Here is a 23,163-nt window from a genome sequence, read left to right on the forward strand (position 1 = left end):
TAGCACGGCGTAGCCTGTGACGCTAAGGCGTCCGGTCTTGCAAGGCGAAACAGATCACTTCGCGCCCATGTAATCGCGCTTGCCGACCTCGACGCCATTATGGCGCAGGATGCCGTGGGCAATGGCGGCATGGAAGTAGAATTGGGGCAGCGAGAAGTTCGAGATGAATTGCTGGCCCTTCAGCGTCATGGTCTTGTCCGGCCCCATCGGAAAGGTGACGTCTTTGGTGTCGGCGCCCTCGAACTGCTCGGGCTTGAACGACTTGACGTAGTCAACGGTCTTGGCGAGCCGCTGGCGCAATTCCTCAAAGGTCTTTTCGGTATCGGGTGTCGACGGCACTTCGCTGTGGGTGACGCGGGCGCAGCCCCTGACCGCAAAATCGGTGGCAAGCTGAATCTGCTTCGAGAGCGGCAGCATGTCCGGATAGAGGCGCGAACCTAACAGCACCTCGGGCTGGATCTTCTTCGCCTCGCAATGCGCTTCTGCTTTGGTGAGCAAGCCGGAGAGGCTACCTAGAATTTGCAGATAGGCCGGAACGGTGGCGTCGTAGAAAGACATATGATGCTCTTTTCGTTGTGTGGAATTTTATGGCATGCAGAGACTGCGCTGCTGCAAGTGGGGCGGGGGAGAGGGAATTGCAACGCTCGGAAGGCGTGAAGTGTAGTCAAATATTTCCGGCGCTTGCTTACCTCGCCCCGCTTGCGGGGAGAGGTCGGATCGCTCTTGCGATCCGGGTGAGGGGGTACAGGTCTATCCGCAACGTCGAACTCGCGGTGAAAGCCCCTCACCCGACCCTCTAAGAGCGAGCTTCGCTCGTCTCGACCCCGCAAGAGCGGGGCGATGGAGCACAGAGAGCGGAGCTTGCCTCACCTTGCCTGCGGCATCACAGCCGCCGCCGGCTCGGCGCGCGGCCCGCGCATGCGCGCCAGCAATTCGGCCGTAGGCCAGGAATCCGCCGGCAGGCCGTATTTGATCTGCATCGTCTTCACGGCGGTGCGGCTGAGCTGTCCCATGATGCCGTCGACCTTGCCGACGTTGAAACCGGCGCGCACCAAAAGTTGCTGCAATTCCTTGAGCTCGTTGAGCGGCAGTTGCGCCACCGGTGCGCTGGGCTGGCGCATCGGTGCGGCACCCGCGATACGGGCCGCGAGATAGCCGGCGGTGGTCGAATAGATCAGCGAGTTGTTCCATTCGGTGTAGGCCGCGAAATTCGCGTAGGCCAGGAACGCCGGACCGGTGCGGCCCATCGGCAACAACATCGACGCCGGCAGATCGTCGTTCGGCAACGGTTTGCCGTCGGCAAAGGTGACGCCGAGCTGCGCCCATTTCGAGCGCGGCAGTTTGATCGTCAGATCGGCCTGATCCCAAGGGAGGTTTTGCGGGGCGCGCACTTCCTGCAGCCATGGCTCGCCGCGCCGCCATTTCAAACCATTGGCGATGTAGTTCGCGGTCGAGCCGATCACATCGGGTGCGCTGCTCAGGAGATTGCGATGGCCGTCGCCGTCGTAATCGACCGCATAGTTGAAATAATGCGTCGGCAAAAACTGCGTCTGGCCGAGTTCGCCGGCCCACGATCCGATCATCTCGCTTGCCGTGAGATCGCCGCGATCGACGATCTTCAGCGCGGCGATGGTCTCCTTCTGGAACATCTCCGAGCGGCGGCAGTCATACGCCAGCGACACCAGCGAGGGGAGCGTATGCAGCTTGCCGAGCTCGGCGCCAAAACTGCTCTCCAGCCCCCAGAACGCCGCGATCACCGCCGGCGGCACGCCGTATTCCTTTTCGGCGCGATTGAACGCTGCCTGATGCATCCGGATTCGCGCCTGCGCATTTTTTGCAGCACCTTCGGATGCTCTATTCCGCGAAAACTCGGTGAACACCTGGCCGAACACGCGCTGGCCGCGGTCGCGGTTGACGATGCTCTGGTCGTAGACGAGGTAGGGGGCGGCTTCCGCCATCGCGCGCTGCGAGACGCCTTCCGCCACCGCCTGCTGCTTGAGCTCAGTGAGGAAGCGATCGAAACTCATGCCGTTGTGGCACGCCGCACCGCCGCGCGGGCTTGCTGCGACCGGTCGCGCGGCCGGCTGTTGGCCCGGCACCGCAGCGGGCCTGGGCACCGCGGCCGGCCTGGGCTGAGGCGCAGCCGCGGGCCTGGCGGGAGCGGGGCGCACGGGAGCCGGGGCCGGTTGGGACAACGCCTGCTGCGGTCCGTAGAGGATCGCCAGCAACACTGCGCCAGGAAGGAAATGGGTCGTTGAAAAATTTCGCATGCAGTTTCCGAGCAAACGGCGAGAAGGTGATGTTCACCCTCCCCTGGAGGGGGAGGGTCGGCTCACATTGAGCGTAGCGAAATGTGAGACGGGGTGGGGTGACAGTCTCTCAACTGGAACACTTGTCGAGAGGATAGACCGTCACCTCACCCCGCCGCTCATTTCATGAGCGTCGACCCTCCCCCTCCAGGGGAGGGTGAAGGCAAGTGCCCATGCGGCTGGTAGACGAGGCCACGTGGCGGGCGCTGGCGTCAAGGATATCCGTGCTTCCGACGATGTGAGAACAAGCCCGCTTCCTGCATAGGAGCCTGCCGCCAGAACCGCAGCCCGGAGGCTGTTCCAACCCGCATCGCCCGTGTAGGCTACCGCAACTGCCGGCCACATAGGCCGACGTCCAAATGGGGCGGGCAGAAAAGGGGAGATGACGGACAACCATGACGGAACTCCGATATTTGGCGCCCAATTCGCTTGATGAAGCGATCAAGGCGTTCGCCGCGGCCGGAAGTGCAGGGCGCATCCTGGCCGGCGGTACCGATCTTCTGGTGCAGATGCGTGCCGGCGTCGTGAAACCGGGCCTGATCGTCGACATCAAGAAAATCGCCGAGATGACGAAAATCGAGCAAACCGCCGATGGCGGGTTTCGCGTCGGCGCCGCCGTCTCCGGCATGGCGCTGCATGATCATGTCAGTTTCGGCAAGGTCTGGCCCGGCGTGCTGGAGGCCGTCAACCTGATCGGCTCCAAGCAAGTCCAGGGGCGGGCGTCCGCCGGCGGCAATCTCTGCAACGGCTCGCCGGCCGGCGACAGCGTGCCCGCCATGGTCGCGGCCGGCGCCATCGTCACGGTGCAAGGGCCGGATGGCCGCCGCGAAATGCCGGTGGAACAGGTGCCGGCGGGTCCCGGCCGTACCAATTTCAAGCCCGGCGAAATCCTCGTCAGCTTCACGCTGCCGCCGCGGCCCAAAGGCTCGAGCGACGCGTATTTGCGCATGATCCCGCGCACTGAAATGGACATCGCCGTGGTTGGCCTCGGCGTCAGCCTGACGCTGAAGGACGGCGTCTGCACCGCCGCCCGCGTCGGTCTCGGAGCTGTCGCGCCGACCGTGCTGCTGGTTGAAGCGGCCGCCAAAGCCCTGATCGGCAGCAAGCTCGACGAAGCCGCGCTCAATGCCGCCGCCGCCGCCTGTTCCGCCGCCTGCCGTCCGATCGACGACAAGCGCGGCACGATCGCTTACCGCACCAAAGTGGCCGGTGTGCTGCTCAAGCGCACCACCGCGATTGCCGCCCAACGCGCCAAAGGGAATTAAGCTTCATGGCCAAGGTCCACGTGTCAACCACCATCAACGGCGAACCGTCAGAGTTTCTCTGCGAGCCCAACGACACCATGCTCGATGCGCTGCGCGGGCCGCTCGGCCTCACCGGCTCCAAGGAAGGCTGCGCCTCCGGCGACTGCGGCGCGTGCAGCATCACGGTCGACGACAACCTCATCTGTTCCTGCCTGATGCTCGCGGTCGAATCCGAAGGCCACGAGCTGCGCACCATCGAGGGCATGGCCCAGGGCGAGAAGCTGCATCCGCTGCAGCAGAAGTTCCTGGAAATGGCCGCGCTTCAGTGCGGCATCTGCACCTCGGGCATGCTGGTGGCGTCCGACGCGCTGCTGAAGCGGAATCCGAAGCCGAGCGAGGAAGAGGTTCGCTTCTGGCTCGCCGGCAATCTCTGCCGGTGCACCGGTTATGACAAGATCGTTCGCGCTGTCATGGACACCGCGGCCGAAATGCGCGCCCAATAACAGCCGGAGCCAGCATCATGACCGTCGTTACCAACAACAAGTGGATCGGCCAGCGCACCATTCGTCCTGATGGTATGGACAAGGTGACCGGCCGCGCGCAGTTCGCCGCCGACACCAACATGCCCGGCATGATCTGGGGCAAGGTGTTGCGCAGCCCGCACGCGCATGCGCGCATCAAATCGATCAACACCGCGAAGGCGGAAGCGCTGCCCGGCGTCAAGGCCGTCGTCACCGCGCGCGACATCGTCGATTTCCCGATCGAGAAGGGCGCGGTCATGCTCGGCATCCAGGACATGCGCTGGATGTGCCGCAACGTGATGGCGCGCGAGAAGGCGCTGTTTCCCGGGCACCCCATTGCGGCCGTTGCCGCCACCACCGAAGCGATTGCGGCGGAAGCCTGCAAGCTGATCGAGGTCGACTACGAAGTGCTGCCTTTCGTGATCGAGATCGAGGACGCGATCAAATCCGACGCGCCGATCCTGCACGAGTTCAACAAGTTCGAAGGCAAGCCTTCCAACATCGCCGGCCGGATCGAGCACAAGAAGGGCGATCTCGCCGAAGGCTTCAAGAAGGCCGAAATCGTCATCGAGCGCAGCTTCACGACGCGCCCGGTGCATCAGGGCTATATCGAGCCGCATGCCTGTCTGATCAGCGTCGCGCCCGATGGCAAGACCACGATCTGGAGCTCCAGCCAGGGCCAGTTCATGGTCCGCGCGATGACGGCCCATCTCACCGGCATCCCGCAGAGCGACATCCGCGCCATCCCCGCCGAGATCGGCGGCGGTTTTGGCGGCAAGACCATCGTCTATCTCGAGCCGCTGGCGACGCTGCTGGCGAAAAAGTCCGGCCGCCCGGTGAAGATGGTGATGACGCGCGAGGAAGTGATGCGCGCGACCGGGCCGACGTCAGGCTCAAAGAGCACGGTGAAGATCGGCGCCACCAAGGACGGCAAGATCGTCGCCGCGCACGGCACCTTCTATCTGCAGGCCGGCGCCCTCCCGGGCTCGCCGATCCGCGGCGCCGTCGGCTGCAGCTTCACACCCTACGACATCCCGAACCTGCTGTCGGAAGGCTATGACGTCTGCTCCAACCGCTCGAAAGTGGCGGCCTATCGCGCGCCGGGCGCGCCGATCGGCGCTTACGCGGTGGAATGCGTGCTCGACGAGGTCGCCGAGGCCCTGAAGATGGACCCGCTCGACTTCCGCCTGAAGAACGCCGCCAAGGAAGGAACGAAAGCCGCGCACGGCCCGACCTTCCCGCGCATCGGCTACATCGAGACGGTGGAAGCGGCAAAGGCGTCGGATCACTACAAAGCGCCGCTGGGAAAACTTCAAGGACGCGGCGTCGCTTCCGGCTTCTGGTTCAACGCCGGCGGCGAATCCTCCGCGCAGGTCAACATCACCGAGGACGGCAACGTCGTCGTCACCACGGGCCATCCCGATATCGGCGGCTCGCGCGCCGGCATCGCCAACATCTGCGCCGAGTTGCTCGGCATCGACTATCGCCGCGTCTCGGTCCTGATCGGCGACACCGCCACCATCGGCTTCTCGAACCTCACCGGCGGCAGCCGCGTGCTGTTCGCCTCCTCGATCGTGGTGACGCAGTCGGCCGAAAAGATCATCCACACCCTGCGCGAGCGCGCGGCCAAGATCTGGGAAATCGATCCTGAAGCCGTGAAGTGGGAAGACGGCGCGGCGCATCCGGTGAGCCCGAATGCCGGCCAATTCCCGCCGTTGACGCTGAAGGATCTCGCCGAGAAGGCGCCCGCGATGGGCGGTCCGATCGGCGCCGGCGTGCAGCTCAACACGCAGGGCGCGGACGGCGGCTTCGGCACGCATATCTGCGACGTCGAGGTCGACGTCGATCTCGGTATCGCGCGCGTGATCCGCTACACCGCCGTGCAGGATGTCGGCCGCGCCATCCACCCCGGCTATGTCGAGGGCCAGCTGCAGGGCGGCGTCGCGCAAGGCATCGGCTGGGCGCTGAACGAGGAATACATCTACACCAGAGAGGGGAAGGTCGATAATCCCGGCTTCCTCGACTATCGCATGCCGGTGTGTTCGGACCTGCCGATGATCGACTGCATCATGGTCGAGGTGCCGAACCCGAAGCACCCGCAAGGCGTCAAGGGCGTCGGCGAAGTGCCGCTGGTCCCTGTGATGGCCGCGGTGGCGAATGCGATCTACAACGCCCTCGGCAAACGCTTCTACGCCTTGCCGATGTCGCCGCCGAAGGTGTTGGAAGTGATCGACGCGCCGGAGACCCGTCAAGCGGCGGAGTAAGCCAGCGTCGTTGCTTAGCTTCGTAGGGCGGGTTAGCGTAAGCGTAACCCGCCTTTTCGTTGCGCCAACGCGGCGGGTTACGCCTTCGGCTAACCCGCCCTACGCACCAGCCATGATGAGACAATCCGATTCAACCTTCGAAATCTGCCGCCGTGCGCTGGCATTGGTCATTCTGTCGCTCGCGCTTTTCGTGTTCAAAGACGCGCATGCCCAATCCGCGGCGCCCGTTCCTCAGCCCAGGGATTACCCGGCAGGCGAGGTTTTTCGAGGCCGCGCTGCCAAGGTCGATTTGAAACGACCGGAGAACCGGGGATATCGGACGCGGCTCCGGGAAGCCGCCGGCCAGCCGGCCAATTTCGCCGGCCACTACGTTCTCACCACATGGGGCTGTGGCACCGGCTGCGTGCTCGGCGCCGCGGTGGACCTGAAGTCGGGAAAGGTGATTTTTCTGCCGGGCTCGGTTTGCTGTTGGGCGATCGACGTTCCCCAGAATTTCGAGCCGGTCGAGTTTCAGTTGCAGAGCCGCCTCATAACCCTGAACGGGCAACTCAACGAACAAGGCCCGGCAGGTCCGCATTACTTTGAATTGGCCAATGGGGCATTCAAGGCGGTATCGTCTGGCAAACGCTAGGATAAGAAATCGATATGGCGCCGACCTACACGGAAAATGACATCCAGATCGTTGGTGACGCGGTCTCTTACATTCGCACGCACTCAGATAGATTTTTCAACGGAGATGCGACCGGCCCACGACTCGCGTCACACCTTGTTGAGTGTCTGATCCTGCTGGATACGGGCTCTGTACGTATCGAGAGATACGGGACGTGGTACTCGATATCTGCAGAAAAGGACTGGCTGGCCTTTGGGAACGATGGCGTGTCCTTTGAGGTTTTTCACCGTTTCATCCCAATGCCAAGTGGCGGTTTGCTTTTTGATAGAGGAGAGGTCTTCCTGACGGCGCTCGCAGATGCGGTCGTGACATCCGGATCAGACGGAACGAATTGGGTCAGTGGTGATGGGGCTGTCTGGAAGCTTCCAGGCGAACTTGCGCTTTTGCTTCCTCCGAAGAGAGGTCGGATCATTGCTTTCCACCACTCGAAGTTCAGCGCCGTTCAGTCGGCGTAGCCCGGATGAGCGAAGAGACATCCGGATCTTCTTTCGAATCCCGCATATCGCTGCGCTCATGCGGGCTACAAGATATCTGCGTAGGGTGGGTGGAGCGACTTGTCCGCCGTAGCTCAAAGAGCGAAGGCGGAAGCGATACCCACCAGTTGTTCCGACGAATGAAGTGGTGGGTTACGCTTCGCTAACCCACCCTACGAACCGCGCTCATGCGGGCTACAAGAAAACAACAGGGAGGCTACCCATGGAAGACGTTGCAGCCCGGCGCGCGGCGCAATCGCTGCTCGCGGCACACAAGGCCAACGTTCGGTTCACGTCGCTTGCTCCGCCGGACAAGCCCGCCACGATCTCGGACGCCTATGACATCCAGGACAGCTATGTCGCGCTGCTTCGTGGCGAGCACGGCGACGCCGTGGGCTACAAGGTCGGGCTGACGTCGGCAACGATGCAGAAATTCTGCGGGATCGATCATCCGATTGCTGGCGTCGTGCTCGCAAGCCGCGTGCATCGATCCGGCGCGATCGTCCGTCGTGCGGATTTCGGGCGGCTCGGTCTCGAATTCGAAATCGCCGTTCGCATCAAATTCGACGTGCCGGTCACGGCTGCGCCGGTGACCGCCGCAATGATTGCGCCGCATGTCGGCGGCGTCAGCGCGGCCATCGAACTGGTGGATGACCGCAACGCCGATTACGGCAATCTCGATGTGCTTTCGCTGGTATCGGATAATTCCTGGAACGGCGGCATCGTCCTGTCGGAATTCGCGGCGAAATGGCCCGACCTGGAGCCAGTGATGGGACGTGCCACAAAGGATGACGTTGACCTCGGCGAGGGCCATGGCCGCGACATCCTCGGTCATCCCTTCAACTCCGTCGCCTGGCTTGCCACGCAGCTCAATTCGCGAGGGGCGGGGCTGAAAGCCGGCCAGGTGGTGATGACCGGCAGCGTCATGAAGACGGTGTTTCCGGACAGCGAAGCCAGCTATCGTTTCAGTCTCGAGGGCATCGGCGTCGTGGACGTGCAGGTGCGTTAGAGCGGCGAAGGGCTGCGGTCGACCGTTGGCAACGGTGATGTCGTCGCGCGCGACTACTGCGCGCGCTACGTCGTCGTGGCGACAATTGCGGTCTGTGGCACTTGCTCGCCGCCCACTGCTGCGGGCTTGGTCGCGGCGTTGCGCTGATATCCTCCGAGACTGCGGCGATAGCGTTGCAGTGGCCGTTCAACAGCCAGGTAGCTGACCGTAGCCATGGCGATCGAAAAGCCGAGGACGATCGGGCCAGTCAGGTACCAGGGAAACAATTCTCTGAAGTAGATGGCTGCCGGATAATGCCACAGATACATGCCGTAAGAGATGACGCCGATGCCAACCAGCGGCGGTGCGGACAATACCAAACTGACCCTCGATTCTTTTTTCGAGGCCGAGATCAGCAAACCAAACGCGGCGATATGGGCAACATTGGTCATGATCACCAACGACCAGGGCGCGCGCCAAAAGCCGATCGAGAGGCAGACGGTGAGTGCTGCCCACGCGACGACGCCCGCGATATTGGCTGCTCTTTCCGAGATCAGGTCCTTGTGCCGGAGGGCTGTCGCCAGCAGCGCGCCACAAATCAGGCCGTCGATCCGCGTATCAAAGCGATAATACGTCGCGTCCCATCCCAGGGTTTCATAGATGTATATGCGCCATGCGCTGGCGAGCACGTAGAGGCCGAAGAGAACGACCACACGCCCGCGAGGCCCGATGCGCGCGAGCAGCAGAACTGCGAACGGCCAGATCAGATAAAAGTGCTCCTCGACCGAGAGCGACCATGTGTGAATCAGCACTTTCGGATTATGCCAGAAAGCCTGCGAATAATCGGACAGATAAAATGCCACCAGCGCGGCGTCGCGCACATGCGACATGAGGTCGAGCTGCGGCCAGAGCAGGGGGGCAATCAGCAGATACGCCGCCAGCAACAGAAGCAGGGGCGGGGTGAGACGGAGTAACCGGCGCAGATAGAATCTCCGCAGGTCGATCTTTCCCGTCGCGTCGATTTCGTCCACGAGAAGCCGCGTAATCAGAAAGCCGCTCAGAACGAAAAACAGATCGACGCCAAAATAACCCTGGTCGAATACAGTAACGTCGCAATGGTCTGCGATGACCAGGAGCACTGCGACCGCCCGCAATCCATCCAATGCTGGATTGTATGGAAACGGCAGTGCCAACAGAGCCCCCTAGCGCGGCGCAGCCGCGACGGTTGTTGTTATTGAAGCGGCCGCAGCCATGGGTTCTTTCCGGGACCCTGGCAGTTCGATATAGGGGAAAATACTGAGGAAAGTTTACGCACTCCTTAACTTCACAACCTAAACTTGCTAACCTCTCAGGTTGGGTCCGTTATGTACTGTGTGCTACAGCGCTATGGCCGGCGGTAAATCCTGCGGTAATGTCGTCACGCGTGACGGTTGTCTTGTCCAGGAAAGGATGCCGCGGCACTTGCGAAAGCTTCTGTTAACTGAAACTCACGTGAACATTTGAAGCGCGCGAAAAGCCAGGCATCGGACCGCGGCCGCCGTTCGCGCGCGCATCGGCATGCGCATTCAGTTTGCAAATCAGCTCACGTGTTGAGGCAATTACAATTTTCTCCTCGCGTTTTCTGGATCATTAACTACCGCGCGACGCCTTTGTAGCGGTTCGATGCGCCAACCCTTAGTTGGTGCCGATTGTTAGTTCTCCTCATGCGAGAGTTTCTTCATGCGCAGGGACGGCCAGTATGCGGTTTGGTTCAAGACGTCGCGCGGCGAAGGCACCGGCATCGTGCACCTTGCAAATGGCATTATATCGGGCGGCGACAGCTTCTTCACCTATAGCGGCTCCTACCAGGTCGATAACGACCATTTCACGGCGGCGTTGACGACCACGCGGCATGCCGCAGGTCCGCCCACGCTGTTCGGCCTCGACGTGGTTGACGTAGAACTTGCGGGGAGATTCAAGGGCAGGCTGGCGTCGTGCTCGGGAACCGCCAAGCAGGCGCCGGGCCTGCCGTTCGAGGCCACGCTGATCCCGCGCGAAGAACAGTCGCCTGAACCCGATCGAAACCGCGCGGGAAAATTGCCTGATGGCTTCGATGCCAGGCACCCGGTCCGCAATCGCGTTGTGCGTGGATTATCCAGGGGCTGATCGCCCGAGCAGAATTGGAATTATTTAAGGCGGCTTCCGGGCGCGCGCGAAATTGCGCGCCGCAGAAACGCGCCAATTGCGCATGAGAAGGACATGCCGCAGGGAATTGCACCCAGGGAGGTTTTGCCCATGTCTGAAGTGATACCGTTCCCACCCAAGCCCCAGCCGAAGTCGATCGCGGACGAAACCGCTGAATTCCTGCAACTGCTGGAGCGGATCAGATCTTCGTCGGATAAGGTCGAGACAGAGGAATTGCAGACAACAGAGGAATAGGCGGACGGGGCCCTCGTGATATGCGGGGGCCCTTTTTGCCTGGCAGCCCGGGAAGATTGAGCTGCCCGGCCGCGCGAATACGCGTCACGGTTGGCGCTGCGCCGGTTTCATCACCCCTCGGCAAGCGGAGCCCCGTTCCTATTGAATTGGAACGGGGCTCCAGATTCTTGATTTGACGTGTTTTCTTGAAGCGAACCGGTATCCACTTCGCTGGAAAACGCTCTAATATCGCCGAATCGGGGGGACAGATGAATTTTTCGAAAGCGCATTTCATTGGCATTGCCGGAAAGGGCATGAGCGCAACCGCGCTGCTGCTCCGGCAGATGGGCGTGCAGATCAGCGGCTCCGACGAAGGCTTTTACCCGCCGGTCAGCGACTATCTCAGGAACGAGAAGATCCCGTTTGCCGCGGGATACCGGAAAGAGAACATTCCTGACGATGCCGATGTCATCGTGATCGGCAAGAACGCAAAGCTTCAGCCTGACAGCAATGAAGAAGTTCGCGCGGCGATGGACAGCGGAAAGCTGGTGCGATCGTTTGCGGATTTGCTGCACGACATGACCGTCAATTCCGAGACGATCGTAGCCGCAGGAAGCTACGGCAAATCGACCTGCTCTGCGCTGCTGGCGTGGTGCCTGAAGGTCTCGGACAGGGATCCTAGCTATTTTATCGGTGAGATCACCAATGGGTTCGAGCGCCACGCGCACCGCGGGCAGGGCCCGACATTCGTTCTCGAAGGCGACGAATACCCGGCCTCGAACTGGGACAACCGGTCGAAATTCCTTCGCTACAACGCTAAGAACGTCCTGCTCACCTCGGCGACCCACGACCACATCAACGTCTTTCCGACGCACGCGGATTATCTGGCCCCGTATCAAAGCCTGCTTGGCTCACTGCCTTCAGACGGACTTCTGGTGGTCTGCAGCAGCGAGCCTCACGCGCGCGCCCTGGCCGAAAGCCTCGCCTGTCCCGCGGTTTTTTATGCCTTGGACGACAAGGCGCATTGGCATGCCGCCAACATCGAGCGTGGCGCGGAAACCGGTTTCGACCTGATGCGCGGCAGCGAAAAGATCATTCGGCTCTCGACCCGGATGCTCGGCGATCACAACATCGAAAATATCGTGGGCGTCAGCGCGATGCTGCTGGAGAAGAAGCTGCTGTCGCCCGAGGAGCTGAAGGCCGGCATAAGCACGTTCCTGGGCGTCAAGCGCCGCATGGAATTGCTCTCGCCCGCATCGAAGGTGCCGGTCTACGAAGGTTTTGGATCGTCCTACGAAAAGGCCAGAAGCGCCATCGTCGCCACGAAACTCCATTTCCCCGATCGTCGGCTGATCATCGTGTTCGAGCCGCATACGTTCACCTGGCGAAACCGGGCGGCGATATCAGCCTATGACGACGCATTTGCAGGAGCGTCCAGGATTTTCATCTATCAGCCGGCTTCGCAGGGCGCCGGCACCCATGCCCAATTGACCCAGGATGAAATCGTCGCCCGCGTCAGGGCGGCGAACTACGATGCCGAGGCGATAAGCGACCCGGACGAGGCATTGGCGAGATTGGACGACATCTTGCGGCCGGATGATGTTGTCCTGTTGCTGACGTCAGGCGAGCTTGGCGGGCTGATACGAACCATTCCGCAACTCGTTGAGGCGAAATATCCCAGCTAGGGGCCACGGCTTGATGGTGCTGAGCGGTTCTTGCTATTCCGCCTGCAAGTCATCGAACTGCAACAGCTTTTGTCTAATCCACGCGCAGCACCAAATCCTGAAAAATGCGCTTAGCGGGGACAATCGATGATGAAGCCTTCCTTCGTGGTTGCAATTGCCGCCGCCATTGCGGCAACCGCGGCCAGCCCGGCAGCGGCCGGCAAAGCGACCCTGAATCTCGTGCCTGTGCTCGACGGCTTGCGGCCCGATTCCATTACCGAGCAGGAAACCCCCAATCTTTGGCGGCTGCGCGAGGAGGGCGTGAATTTTCCAAACGGTCACGCGGTATTTCCGACCGTGACCCGGGCCAACGCGGCAGCGATCGGGACCGGCGTCTATCCCGACCGCAACGGCATTTTCGGCAACAGACTCTATGTCCGGCAGGTCGATCCGAACCGGGCATTCAACAATGATAATCACAAGAACCTGCTCCACCTCGATGCCGTCACCGGCGAGCGCATGGTGCTGACCAAGACCTTGGGTGAAATTCTCGCCGAGCGCGGCAAGACCCTAGCCGTCGTCAGTTCGGGTTCGACCGGGAGCGCGCTTTTGGTCAACCCGCGCGCGCCAAAGGGCGTCGGCGTGCTCGTGAATGCCGATTGGGAGCCGGGCGTGCGGGTGGCATTCCCCGACAATGCGAACGAGGCAATCCTGCGCCGCTTTCCGGCCGCACCGAAAAAGGGCGGCGCCAAGGATCCGTATCTCGAGCAGGTCAGCTGGACCGGGCAGGTGCTGCGCGACTACGTGCTGCCCGAGCTCAAGCCCGATGTGATCGTCAACTGGCTCACCGAGCCCGACCACGTCCAGCACGCGGCCGGCGCAGGCTCCACGGAGGCCCGCGCCGCCATCCGTCACGACGACCGCGAGGTCGGCCTCGTGCTCGACCGGTTGCGCGAACTCGGACTGATCGACAAGACCAATATCATCGTCGTTTCCGACCATGGCTTTGGTCACGGCATCTTCGGCGTCAATGTCGCTGATGAACTGATCAAGGCCGGGCTCAAGCTCGGTCCTGACAGCGATGACGTCGTCCTGGCCAGCAGCGGACAGACCATGTCGCTGCATGTCCGCGATCGAAATCGGGAGCGGATCGGCGCCATTGTTTCCTTCCTGCAGCGGCAGCAATGGGTCGGCGTGCTTTTCACCGCGGGTAAACCCGGCGGCTCGGGCGTGCCGGTGGAGGGGCAGGTGCCCGGCACCTTCGCGCTCGAACTGGTTCATCTCGCCAACAGCGAGCGCGGTCCCGACATCGTGTTTACCTTTCCCTGGAGTTCGGCGAAGAGCCCCTCGGGCGTGAGCGGATCCGACTACACCGAGGCGGCCACCACGGGGCCGCTCACCGGCACCGCCGGCAACCACGGCAGCATGAGCCCATGGACCGTCCGCAACACGTTCCTGGCCTGGGGCGCCGATTTCAAGCGTGGCGTGACCGTGCGCACGCCCTCGAGCAATGTCGACCTTGCGCCGACCTTGCTGGCACTGATGAATCTCGATGGTGAGGTCGACCTCACCCGCTTTGATGGGCGGCCGCTGCGCGAGGCCTTCGCTGGTGGCCCCGACGAGGAGCAGGTGCCGATCCAGGTCAAAACCTATTTCGTCAAAACCGATGACGACAGCTATCGCGCCGCGTTGCAGCTGACCGAACTCGACCGCCAGCGCTACATCGACAAGAGCTGGCGCATGCGCTGAGCGGGCACCGGCGCGCCTCCCGGGCGGGTCGCACAGGCGCGCGAGCGATGCTAACCTCCCCGCATTCGGGGAGGAAAACAACATGCAAAAAGTTCTGGTCGAAAACAATTCCGACGGCACCACGCTGGTCACGATCAACCGGCCCGAGCGCCGCAACGCCATCTGCGCCGAGACGGCGTTGTTGCTGCAGAAGGCCTTTGTGGAGTTCGAGCGCTCGCCGACGCAGAGGGCCGCGGTATTGACCGGCGCCGGCAATGAGGCGTTTTCCGGCGGTGCCGATACCGGCAATTTTCCCGAACTGTGGCGCTGCATCCCGACCGTCGGGTTTGAGACGACAAAGCCGATCATATCGGCGGTGGGCGGCTGGTGCGTCGGCGGCGCGCTGGTGCTGTCGATGATGTGCGATCTCACGGTCGCGGCCGAGAACGCCAAATTCTCCTACCCCGAAGCGCGGATGGGATTTACCGGCGGCATGATCGCGGGGTTAGCTGCGCGGATCCCGCACAAGATCGCGATGGAGATGATGCTGCTGTGCCGCATCGTCGAGGTGCAGCGCGCCTGGAATATCGGCCTCGTCAACGAGGTGGTGCCGGTCGGGCAGCAGGTCGAGGTCGCGCTGAAGATGGCGCGCGAGATGGCCGAGTTCTCGCCGCTGGTGCTGAAAACCCTGAAGCGCTTTGTCACCGAAGGCGTCCTGCCGCACGGACCCTCCGAACAATCCGGCCGTGCCCAGCGCCAGCTTCATGAAGTCAAGGAAAGCGAAGACGCGATCGAGGCGGCCGCCGCGGTCAAGGAAAAGCGCCGGGCGGTTTATAAGGGAAGGTAGTGGTTCTGCTGCTTCGTAGGGTGGGTTAGCGAAGCGTAACCCACCATCTTCGTGGCCACATCTGCGGTGGGTTACGGCTTCGCCTAACCCACCCTACGGACCTCATGCGGGGTACTGACTAGTCCGGCTTCAATCCGCCCGCCTGAACCACCTTGGCCCATTTCTCCGTCTCTTCCGCGATCAGCTTGCCGAAATCGGCCGGCGTGCCCGGCAGTGGTTCGCCGCCGATCGCGGCGAGGCGGGCTTTCATGCGGGCGTCGGCGATGGCCGCGTTGATTTCCCTGTTGAGCTTGCCGATGATGTCAGCTGATGTCTTGGCGGGCGCGCACATGCCGTACCACTGGCTGGTCTCGTAGCCCGGCACGAAATCGCCGACCGGCGGCAGCTCCGGCGCTACTTCCGCCCGCGCCGCCGTGGTCACCGCCAGCGCGCGCAGTCTGCCGCTCGCGATGTAATCCGTCGTGCCCGGCGCGGTTGCGAACAGCACCTGCACCTCGCCGCCCAAGAGATCGGTCAGCGCCGGGCCCTGGCCGCGATAGGGCACGTGCACCATGTTGACGCCGGTCATCATCTTGAAAAGCTCGCCCGCCATATGCGGCGCGCTGCCATTGCCCGCGGAGGCCATGTTGACCTTGCCCGGATTGGCCTTGGCATAGGCGATCAATTCAGGGACGGTTTTGACCGGCATCGTTGGATGCAGCAGGATGATCATCGGCACGCGGATGATGCCGGCGACCGGGGCGATGTCGCGGATGAAATTGAACTTCAGATTATTGTAGAGCGCGGCGTTGACCGCGTTCGGCACGGTGGCGAGCAGCAGCGTGTAGCCGTCGGGCGCGGCGCCGACCACGGCCTCGGTGCCGATATTGCCGCCGGCGCCGGTGCGGTTCTCGACCACGAAGGATTGCCCGAGCCGCTCGTTGAGCCACTGGCCGATCAGCCGCGCCGTGATGTCGACGCCGCCGCCGGCGGCAAAACCGGCAACGATGCGCACCGGCCGGGACGGGTAATCCTCCGCCACGGCGGAATGTGGAAACGCCGGCGCGGCGAGGCCGGCGGCCGTGAGCTGCAGGAATTGTCGGCGTTGAATTTGACGGTGAATTGTCATTGGCGTCCCCCGGGAACGCCAATGCTAGCTCAATTTACAGGGCCGGCCTAATCTTCGCGACCCGAAGTCGTGGACCTTGCGTTTGAGGACTCACGGCTTGAGGACACCAGCGCCGAGGTGGCGAACTTTTCGGCTTCGGCTTCGCGAAGCTCCTTGCGAATTCTTCTCGCATCCCGCAGCGTCCGCTGGATGTTCTTGTCGGCGGACCCGTCGTCAAAGAACAGCATCGTTTCGCAGCTGATGCACTGCCGGGAGTAGCCGCTCTGCAGCCGTCGCGCCTTTTCGCGAAAACACGATTTGCAGCGGTGGCAGCGGATTTGAACCGAATCGTCCATCGTCAGGTCCCTGGGCCGCGGGCCGTCGTTACCCGTCTTGTTTGGAAGGTCGATTATCGGGCAGCTGTACCGGAGCTTCCTTAAGAGATCGTCCTCGCATCCAGTGGCCATTTAGCTTTCGGCAATGCGATTCCAGGCCAATCCCTTAAGCTTATGATTAACCGTCCCGAAATTTCGTCTCGCCAAACGAAAAGGCCCGCCTGAGAGCGGGCCTTTGCAGTCTTTGCGCGGCGGCGGTGACTACATCGCGATGCCGTAATAGTCGTTGACCGTGCGTACCCGCGCAGGGTCGGACCAGTTCCAGGCGTTGTCATTGCCGTATCTCGGCGCGCCTTGCAGCTGCGTCTCGGTAATGCCGGTGCGATAGCCGCCGAGATTGGTGTCGTATTTCAGCGACTGCCAGGGCAGCGGATAATGGTCGTCACCGATCCCGAGAAAGCCGCCAAAGCTCAACACGGCATACGAGACCTTGCCGCTCGTCTTGTCGATCATGACGCGTTCGATCGACCCGATCTTGGTGTCGTCGGCGCCGTACACGGCGGTTCCTTCCACCTTGTCGCTGCCGATCAGGGAACCGGTCTCTCTTGCTTCCGTAACCATGGTTGCTCCTCCATTGTTTGAGAACGAGCAACCGGCGGAATCACGAATTGTTCCTGCGAAGATTCGACGCGCCGCGGTCATGGCAACGCGGCCGAGTGGCAATCGTAGCCCGGATGAGGCAAGCGATATATCCGGGATCTTGGATCTACCCGCATATCGCTCCGCTCATGCGGGCTACATTCGCCTCTCTACATTCGCCTCACGCCACGCGGTGCAGCGCGCAGAGCTTGTTGCCATCAGGGTCGCGCAGATAGGCGATGTAGAGTTTCACCCCGCTGCCTTCGCGGATGCCGGGCGGATCCTCGCAGGTCTTGCCGCCATGGGCGAGGCCGGCCGCATGAAACGCGTCGGCCTGTTCGGGGGAATTGGCGGTAAAGCCGATGGTGCCGCCATTGGCGTGGCATGCTTCCTTGCCGTCGATCGGCTTCGAAACCGAGAAGGTGCCGGTTTTGCTGCGGTAGAAGATGCGGTGGCGGTCGACCCGCCCGGGCGGAATGTCGAGCGTGCCCAGCAAGGCGTCGTAAAACACCTTGGCCTTTTCCAGATCGTTGGTCCCGATCATGACGTGCGAAAACATCTTGTCTTTCTCCCCGAAGTTGCGCCGAGCGGCCGGCGACGTGCCGTGTTTTTGTGGGGCCGAACGTAACAGCGCAGGCGGGAATAGGGAAGTGATTGACGTCGGGCTCATCGGGCAACGTGAGGTGAGGCTGCGTTCGGCCGTTGCTTACGCGGTTGCCGGGCCGGCATTCAGCAACTGGGAAACCGCCGTGACGAGTTGCGCCGGCGCGAACGGCTTTTGCAACAGCACGCTGTTGGGCACGCCCCGCGATGACCATTCATCCGCAGCCAGGCCCGTCATGTAGATGACCGGACAATGCGGGTCGATCTCCCTGACCTGTCGCGCCACGTCCCAGCCGCTCATCGTGCCCTTCAGGCTGACATCGGTGACGAGCGCCCGGTAGTTCTTGATCCGGCCTCTGACCAGGGTCAGCGCCTCTTCGCCCGACGACAGAATGTCGGCTGCAAAACCGCCGTCGATCAGCGCGGCCTCGACGACGCCCTGCAACTGGTACTCGTCTTCGACGACGAGAATGAGTGGAGATTCCGACAACGCTGACCTCTGGCTTGGTCGACCATACTGGGTGCGCGGCGCGCGGGCTCCTGCGCCATTCAACCAACCGAAATCCTGTTCAGGCCAGAACGTTGGCAAGATGATGACCAGGCGCGCGAAGGGCACTGGTTCATGAAATCGTGAACGATGATCGCCTTCCAACGCATGTCCGTTTTTGCGCGATTTACGCCATTTCGGCGCGGTCATGCGCGCAGTAGCTTGCGCGCCAAATCGCAATGGATGTCAGAGCCAAGCAACCATGAACTGGCGACTTGTAAAATGGATCGGCCTGGGCGCCCCGGCACTGTTCGCAATCATCTTTGCGGGCTGGATTTTCACGCTGCCTCCGGCGGCCTCGTTTGCGGCCGCGCCGCCGATCGCGAAAGAGGAGGCTGAGGCCACGATTGCCGCGCTGAAGCCGCCGAAGCGCCAGCGTCCGCTGATCGCGATCATCGGCATCAATGATGCCACCGAGACCACGGACTATCTGATGCCCTATGGCATTTTGCGGCGCGCCGATGTGGCCGATGTGGTGACGCTGGCAACCAATCCGGGGCCGATGTCGCTATTCCCGGTGCTGAAGGTGGAGCCGCAGGCGACCACCGCTGATTTCGACGCGCAGCATCCAGATGGAGCCGACTATGTCATCGTCCCCGCCATGAGCCGTGACGACGATCCGTCCGCGCTGCAATGGATCAGGAGCCAGGCCGCCAAGGGAGCGATCGTTATCGGCGTCTGTGCCGGGGCAAAAGTCGTCGGCGACGCCGGATTGCTCCACGGCAAACGGGCGACGACGCACTGGTATTCGCTGCAGGAGTTGCAGGGCAAGCATCCGTCGATCCGCTATGTCGCGAACCGGCGGCTGGTGGTCGACGGCGCCGTTGCGACGACGACCGGGATCTCAGCGTCGATGCCGATGTCGCTGACCCTGATCGAGGCCATCGCCGGCCGCGCCAAGGCCGAAGCCGTCGGCCGCGACATCGGCCTTGCCGACTGGGACGCGCGTCACGACAGCAACGCCTTTCAGTTGACGCGCTCGTTCGCGCTGACGGCGATGCGCAATGTCATGGCCTTCTGGAATCGCGAGCAACTCGGCATCGAGCTTTCGCCCGGCATGGACGAAGTGTCGCTGGCCCTCGTCGCGGACGCCTGGTCGCGCACCTATCGCTCACGCGCAGTGATTTTTGCCGCTAGCGCGGGCGCGCTAGCGACCCGCAACGGCATTCGCATTGTGCCCGATGAGGTCGCCGCCACCTGGCCGGCGGAGCGGCGGCTGCCTGATATCGGCGTTTCGCCGCCGGCGAAGGCGCTGGACCAGACGCTTGCCGCAATCGAGGCGCGCTACGGCATGCCGACCGCCGACTTTGTCGCGATGCAGCTGGAATATCCGAGGCATGGTGCGCGCGTTGAGATGGGCAGAGCGGCCGCGCCGTCGTTGGGGCAGAATCGCTTACCTTAGGTCGGGGAGTCGACTCGAATCCGCCGATGGGGCAGTCTGCAAGGCATACTTGCAGCCATTGCGCGCACAAACGGGAGCTTCCATGAGCGCTATCAATCGCATTTCTTACGGACTATCGGCCGTTGCAGCTTGCTTCTTCACCTTCGCCGCGCCGGCCGGCGCACAACAATTGGCGACCAACGGGATCGGCGTCGCGTCTTGCGAAAAGCTGGCCAAGGACATGAATCCGGCAGAGGGCTTCAACAATGTGACCAACTCCCTGATCTTCTATTGGGTCCAGGGTTATATGAGCGCCGCCAACATCGCATTGCTCGAGGGCGACAGCCAGTATGTCGACCTCTATTTGATGAACGAAAAGAAGATCCTCCCGCTGATCTACGAATTCTGCCAGAAGAACCCGGGCAAGAAGCCGATCAGCGTCATCGATCAACTGATCGAGGATACCGACAAGGTCGAAGGCAAGTGGAAGAGCGGCACCGTTCCCTGGGCCGCGGACGACGATTAGAATTCGTCCGCCTGGGAGGGAAGTATTGCTTCCGGCTTGTTGATTTGCGCCGCGAGGAGCGGCTGCAGCCGTAACGCGTTGGCAGCCACATGCTTGCGATACATGTCGATAACCTGAGCGGAGCTTCCTCCAGCCAACAGAACCGACCCCGCCTGAAACAAGGCATCGACCTTCTCTTGGACCATCAGATGACTTTCGGCCGCCCCTTCGGCCCCGCCCTGGGCTATCTTCCACAATCTCCTGTCGATAACGGTGCCTGCTTCAACGGCAAGCATCATGGCGGAATACCAGGGGAAGAAAAACATGTCCGTTAAAGGCCTATATGTTCGACCGCGAACTGCGTCGATGACTGATCTCTCATGTTGAGTGTCGATGTTCGGCAAAGAAGCGGCCCGCCGGGGCGGGCCGCCTTGATGCTTTGCTTAGCGAAGTCCGCCGCCGTAGAGCTGCCGCTCCTTGCGGACTTCCTCGGCGCCGTAGGGCTTGCTGGCGGGATCGAACGACTTCCACCCGGTCTTCTGCCAGGCGGCGCTGCGGTCGCGCAGGTTGACGGCAGATTCGTTCAATGCCGCCTCAAAGCGGGAACGATCCGCATCGGCAACGCGTGCTGACACCAGCGTGCCGCCTCGGCGAATGCCCTCGGCGTAGGAGTGAGCATCGGCTTCCGAAACGCCGGCTTGCGTGAGCGCGCCGACGATACCGCCGGTCGCGGCACCTGCGGCCGCGCCAACCGCCGTTGCGGCCAGCCAACCGGCCGCAACAACGGGCCCCAGTCCGGGGATCGCCAGCAAGCCTAGTCCGGCCAGCAGGCCGGCTGCGCCGCCGACGCCGGCGCCGATGCCGGCGCCCGTGCCGGCACCTTCGGCGCGGTCGTCGGTGCCATCGTGGTCACGATCCACCTTCTTGTCGGTATTGAACCAGCCGTCGGAATTATTGGCGACCAGGCTGATGTCCGAGTGCGGCACGCCTGCGGTTTCGAGGCGCTGGACAGCTTGCTGAGCGTCAGTGTGATTGTTGTAGAGGCGAGAGATTGTGACGGTCATTTTTATTTTTCCTTACTTGGCAGTATTGACGTTGCCTTGAAAATCGACGCTCACCGCAGTAGCGGATCCGCTCTTGCTGGCCTTGCCGCGCCACACGCCGTTGTCATCCTTCTTGAGTTCGGTGACGTTGGTGTAGCCGGCATCCTCGATTTTCGACTTGGCTTGTCCTTCGGTGAAACTGTTGCGACCCGCGACAGGAGCGTTGGAGTTGTTCTGTCCGGCGCTGTTGACCGCGTTGTTGTTTGGTCCGGGCTGCGCCGGCGGATTTTGCGCCGAGGCCGTAGTGGCCGCCAGCAATCCGATACAAACGAAAAGAAGTGAGCGTTTCATAATTTTCTCCAGAGTTTCAGGAGCGGGCCTAATCTCCCGTTATGTCTTTGGTTCCTCGCATCGCGACGTCATGCGTCTTTCGTTCGGCGCCACCAGACCGGTCAGTATGATCGTTGGCGGGTTTTTGGGGCGGTGAGTGCTGCCGCTGTGCGAAAGGACAAATCCTCTCAGACGACAATCGAAGCCATCTGACGGCTGGCATGGAACCCGGCAGGAAGTGGCACGTTACAGGCGCGGTGATTCAGTGATTCAACGAAGGAGACGACCATGTCCCGCGGGATGCCATCGATGACAGCGCTATTGGGCTTGCTCGCTTTGGCGGGCTACCAGAACAGGGACAAGATCGCCGAGATGCTGAAAGGCGCGACCGGCAACGCGCAGCCGGGCGCCGGCAACCAGCAAGGTCCCCTGGGCGGCTTGCTCGGCAATCTCGGCGGAGCTCTCGGCGGCGGCGGTGTCGGCGGACTGCTGGGCGGCGGGCTGGGTGAGTTGCTCGAACGCTTCAAGGAGAACGGCCAGGGAGATGCTGCCGAGTCCTGGGTCGGGAAGGGACCGAACAAGGAGCTTCCTGCCCCGCAACTGAAACAGGCTATCGGCGCGGATGTGCTGGCCGCACTCGAACAGCAAACCGGCCTGTCGCAGGAAGAACTCCTGGCAAGGCTGTCGCGAGAACTGCCAAATGCCGTTGATCAATATACGCCCGACGGGCGCCTTCCGAGCTGACGCTCACAAACCGAGGATTTTGATATGGGCATTATCTGGACGATCATTATTGGTTTCGTGGCCGGCGTGATAGCGAAGTTCATCATGCCCGGAGACAACGAGCCCTCGGGGTTCATCCTCACGACGATACTCGGCATCATCGGGGCGTTCGTTGCGACGTTTCTCGGCCAGGCACTCGGCTGGTATCGCCCCGGCGAGGGGGCCGGCCTGATCGGCGCGGTCGTGGGCGCCATTGTTGTCCTGCTTGTCTACAGCATGGTCGCAGGTCGCCGGCGCGCGATTTGAGCGGGTCAACTTTTTTCCTCATGGCCGGGCATAGCCGTTTGTAGGACGGCGTCGCTTCCGCTCGCCTATGTCCCGGCCATCCACGTCTTTCTTGTTATGGAAGCCAAGACGTGGATGCCCGGCACAAGGCCGGGCATGACGGTGTTCGGTACAAGGCGCTATTTCATTGATCTCTTTATGAGTCAGGCGCAGGAAGACGCGGCTGACTGCGACAAAACGACCCGACGGGCAAATCAATTCCGATTGTCAGAAATCGTGTCAAGCCGAAAATTTCCGAAAATCGAAAATATTTCGCTTTCTTCGACCCCAAATCACCTGCACATCAATAGCCATCCCGTCCCACTCAGAGGGGCGTCGGCCGTCGTCACGACGAGGGGCGGGTTGCGGTGGACGCTGAGGTTGCGATTGACGGTCGCGGCTGATGCGTACGGTGAAAGCGTGTGGTCCTGGCGCCCGTAACGGCGTCAAGCCTTTCGGGAGCTAACGCTTCCGAGGGGCGACGGTGGCAATAGAGGCCGTCTCACCGGGGAGAGCGCGTCATAAGTCGTAAAGCCACTGC

At 62.1% G+C, this 23,163-nt stretch carries 26 protein-coding genes; 15 read left to right on the top strand and 11 right to left on the bottom strand.

The window, feature by feature from the left end; genetic code table 11:
* Positions 1-54: 54 nt before the first annotated feature.
* Positions 55-558 (bottom strand): DUF1993 family protein, encoded by a 504-nt coding sequence (locus JQ611_RS27730; RefSeq protein WP_212467183.1) that lies wholly within the window; start codon positions 556-558, stop codon positions 55-57.
* Between the two features lie 308 nt (positions 559-866).
* Entirely contained in the window at positions 867-2,270 is a 1,404-nt protein-coding gene (locus JQ611_RS27735; protein ID WP_249133493.1) for a lytic murein transglycosylase, read from the bottom strand.
* Positions 2,271-2,704: 434 nt separating this feature from the next.
* Here JQ611_RS27735 and JQ611_RS27740 point away from each other — a divergent pair, with 434 nt between their 5' ends.
* The 6 genes from JQ611_RS27740 to JQ611_RS27765 all read left to right on the top strand — a co-directional run bounded on the left by JQ611_RS27740 (position 2,705) and on the right by JQ611_RS27765 (position 8,490).
* Entirely contained in the window at positions 2,705-3,574 is an 870-nt protein-coding gene (locus JQ611_RS27740) for a xanthine dehydrogenase family protein subunit M (protein ID WP_212440231.1), read from the top strand.
* Positions 3,575-3,579: 5 nt separating this feature from the next.
* Positions 3,580-4,056 (top strand): (2Fe-2S)-binding protein, encoded by a 477-nt coding sequence (locus JQ611_RS27745; RefSeq protein WP_211997762.1) that lies wholly within the window; start codon positions 3,580-3,582, stop codon positions 4,054-4,056.
* 17 nt (positions 4,057-4,073) lie between these two features.
* Complete coding sequence (locus tag JQ611_RS27750; protein WP_212467184.1) at positions 4,074-6,338, top strand: xanthine dehydrogenase family protein molybdopterin-binding subunit; 2,265 nt, start codon at positions 4,074-4,076, stop codon at positions 6,336-6,338.
* Positions 6,339-6,501: 163 nt separating this feature from the next.
* Complete coding sequence (locus JQ611_RS27755) at positions 6,502-6,969, top strand: hypothetical protein (RefSeq protein WP_212262589.1); 468 nt, start codon at positions 6,502-6,504, stop codon at positions 6,967-6,969.
* A 14-nt stretch (positions 6,970-6,983) separates the two neighbouring features.
* Positions 6,984-7,463, top strand: coding sequence for a hypothetical protein (locus tag JQ611_RS27760; protein ID WP_212262587.1), 480 nt, complete (start codon positions 6,984-6,986; stop codon positions 7,461-7,463).
* A 241-nt stretch (positions 7,464-7,704) separates the two neighbouring features.
* Positions 7,705-8,490, top strand: coding sequence for a 2-keto-4-pentenoate hydratase (locus JQ611_RS27765; RefSeq protein ID WP_212467185.1), 786 nt, complete (start codon positions 7,705-7,707; stop codon positions 8,488-8,490).
* A 65-nt stretch (positions 8,491-8,555) separates the two neighbouring features.
* Here JQ611_RS27765 and JQ611_RS27770 read toward each other — a convergent pair whose 3' ends face one another.
* Positions 8,556-9,662 (bottom strand): acyltransferase, encoded by a 1,107-nt coding sequence (locus JQ611_RS27770; protein ID WP_212387550.1) that lies wholly within the window; start codon positions 9,660-9,662, stop codon positions 8,556-8,558.
* A 526-nt stretch (positions 9,663-10,188) separates the two neighbouring features.
* Here JQ611_RS27770 and JQ611_RS27775 point away from each other — a divergent pair.
* The 5 genes from JQ611_RS27775 to JQ611_RS27795 all read left to right on the top strand — a co-directional run bounded on the left by JQ611_RS27775 (position 10,189) and on the right by JQ611_RS27795 (position 15,105).
* Positions 10,189-10,614: a hypothetical protein gene (locus tag JQ611_RS27775; RefSeq protein WP_212387551.1), complete on the top strand. Its 426-nt coding sequence runs from the start codon at positions 10,189-10,191 to the stop codon at positions 10,612-10,614.
* A gap of 129 nt (positions 10,615-10,743) precedes the next feature.
* The gene (locus JQ611_RS27780; protein WP_212262579.1) at positions 10,744-10,887 is read left to right on the top strand and encodes a hypothetical protein; all 144 of its coding nucleotides are present in this window, start codon (positions 10,744-10,746) and stop codon (positions 10,885-10,887) included.
* 248 nt (positions 10,888-11,135) lie between these two features.
* Positions 11,136-12,551, top strand: coding sequence for a UDP-N-acetylmuramate--L-alanine ligase (murC, locus tag JQ611_RS27785; RefSeq protein ID WP_212467186.1), 1,416 nt, complete (start codon positions 11,136-11,138; stop codon positions 12,549-12,551).
* A gap of 126 nt (positions 12,552-12,677) precedes the next feature.
* The gene (locus JQ611_RS27790) at positions 12,678-14,279 is read left to right on the top strand and encodes an alkaline phosphatase family protein (protein WP_212467187.1); all 1,602 of its coding nucleotides are present in this window, start codon (positions 12,678-12,680) and stop codon (positions 14,277-14,279) included.
* 82 nt (positions 14,280-14,361) lie between these two features.
* Positions 14,362-15,105: an enoyl-CoA hydratase/isomerase family protein gene (locus JQ611_RS27795; RefSeq protein WP_212467188.1), complete on the top strand. Its 744-nt coding sequence runs from the start codon at positions 14,362-14,364 to the stop codon at positions 15,103-15,105.
* Between the two features lie 118 nt (positions 15,106-15,223).
* On the opposite strand, the gene JQ611_RS27800 is transcribed toward JQ611_RS27795, so the two are convergent.
* The 5 genes from JQ611_RS27800 to JQ611_RS27820 form a co-directional block, all read right to left on the bottom strand.
* Entirely contained in the window at positions 15,224-16,213 is a 990-nt protein-coding gene (locus JQ611_RS27800) for a tripartite tricarboxylate transporter substrate binding protein (RefSeq protein ID WP_212467189.1), read from the bottom strand.
* Between the two features lie 47 nt (positions 16,214-16,260).
* Positions 16,261-16,548, bottom strand: coding sequence for a hypothetical protein (locus tag JQ611_RS27805; protein ID WP_212262567.1), 288 nt, complete (start codon positions 16,546-16,548; stop codon positions 16,261-16,263).
* Positions 16,549-16,788: 240 nt separating this feature from the next.
* Entirely contained in the window at positions 16,789-17,148 is a 360-nt protein-coding gene (locus tag JQ611_RS27810) for a PRC-barrel domain-containing protein (RefSeq protein WP_212262565.1), read from the bottom strand.
* Positions 17,149-17,347: 199 nt separating this feature from the next.
* Positions 17,348-17,725 (bottom strand): VOC family protein, encoded by a 378-nt coding sequence (locus JQ611_RS27815; RefSeq protein ID WP_192738521.1) that lies wholly within the window; start codon positions 17,723-17,725, stop codon positions 17,348-17,350.
* A gap of 147 nt (positions 17,726-17,872) precedes the next feature.
* Positions 17,873-18,466: a response regulator gene (locus JQ611_RS27820; protein WP_212467190.1), complete on the bottom strand. Its 594-nt coding sequence runs from the start codon at positions 18,464-18,466 to the stop codon at positions 17,873-17,875.
* Positions 18,467-18,518: 52 nt separating this feature from the next.
* Here JQ611_RS27820 and JQ611_RS27825 point away from each other — a divergent pair, with 52 nt between their 5' ends.
* Positions 18,519-19,718: a DJ-1/PfpI family protein gene (locus JQ611_RS27825; protein ID WP_212467191.1), complete on the top strand. Its 1,200-nt coding sequence runs from the start codon at positions 18,519-18,521 to the stop codon at positions 19,716-19,718.
* 82 nt (positions 19,719-19,800) lie between these two features.
* The gene (locus JQ611_RS27830) at positions 19,801-20,223 is read left to right on the top strand and encodes a hypothetical protein (RefSeq protein ID WP_212262557.1); all 423 of its coding nucleotides are present in this window, start codon (positions 19,801-19,803) and stop codon (positions 20,221-20,223) included.
* Here JQ611_RS27830 and JQ611_RS27835 read toward each other — a convergent pair.
* The 3 genes from JQ611_RS27835 to JQ611_RS27845 form a co-directional block, all read right to left on the bottom strand.
* The gene (locus JQ611_RS27835) at positions 20,220-20,528 is read right to left on the bottom strand and encodes a hypothetical protein (protein WP_249133494.1); all 309 of its coding nucleotides are present in this window, start codon (positions 20,526-20,528) and stop codon (positions 20,220-20,222) included. The genes JQ611_RS27830 and JQ611_RS27835 overlap by 4 nt on opposite strands.
* Positions 20,529-20,645: 117 nt before the next feature.
* Positions 20,646-21,266: a hypothetical protein gene (locus tag JQ611_RS27840; RefSeq protein WP_212262555.1), complete on the bottom strand. Its 621-nt coding sequence runs from the start codon at positions 21,264-21,266 to the stop codon at positions 20,646-20,648.
* 12 nt (positions 21,267-21,278) lie between these two features.
* A complete protein-coding gene (locus JQ611_RS27845) occupies positions 21,279-21,596 on the bottom strand; it encodes a hypothetical protein (protein ID WP_212387590.1) in 318 nt (105 codons plus the stop codon).
* A 267-nt stretch (positions 21,597-21,863) separates the two neighbouring features.
* On the opposite strand from JQ611_RS27845, the gene JQ611_RS27850 reads away from it, so the two are divergent.
* Together JQ611_RS27850 and JQ611_RS27855 are read left to right on the top strand one after the other, a co-directional pair.
* Positions 21,864-22,319 carry a YidB family protein gene (locus tag JQ611_RS27850; RefSeq protein WP_212262551.1) on the top strand — a complete coding sequence of 152 codons (456 nt, stop codon included), beginning with the start codon at positions 21,864-21,866 and terminating at the stop codon, positions 22,317-22,319.
* A 24-nt stretch (positions 22,320-22,343) separates the two neighbouring features.
* Entirely contained in the window at positions 22,344-22,604 is a 261-nt protein-coding gene (locus tag JQ611_RS27855; RefSeq protein WP_212262549.1) for a GlsB/YeaQ/YmgE family stress response membrane protein, read from the top strand.
* Positions 22,605-23,163 lie beyond the last annotated feature (559 nt).

Source organism: Bradyrhizobium sp. AUGA SZCCT0182 (assembly GCF_018130185.1).
In the GTDB taxonomy this organism is placed as follows: Bacteria; Pseudomonadota; Alphaproteobacteria; order Rhizobiales; family Xanthobacteraceae; genus Bradyrhizobium.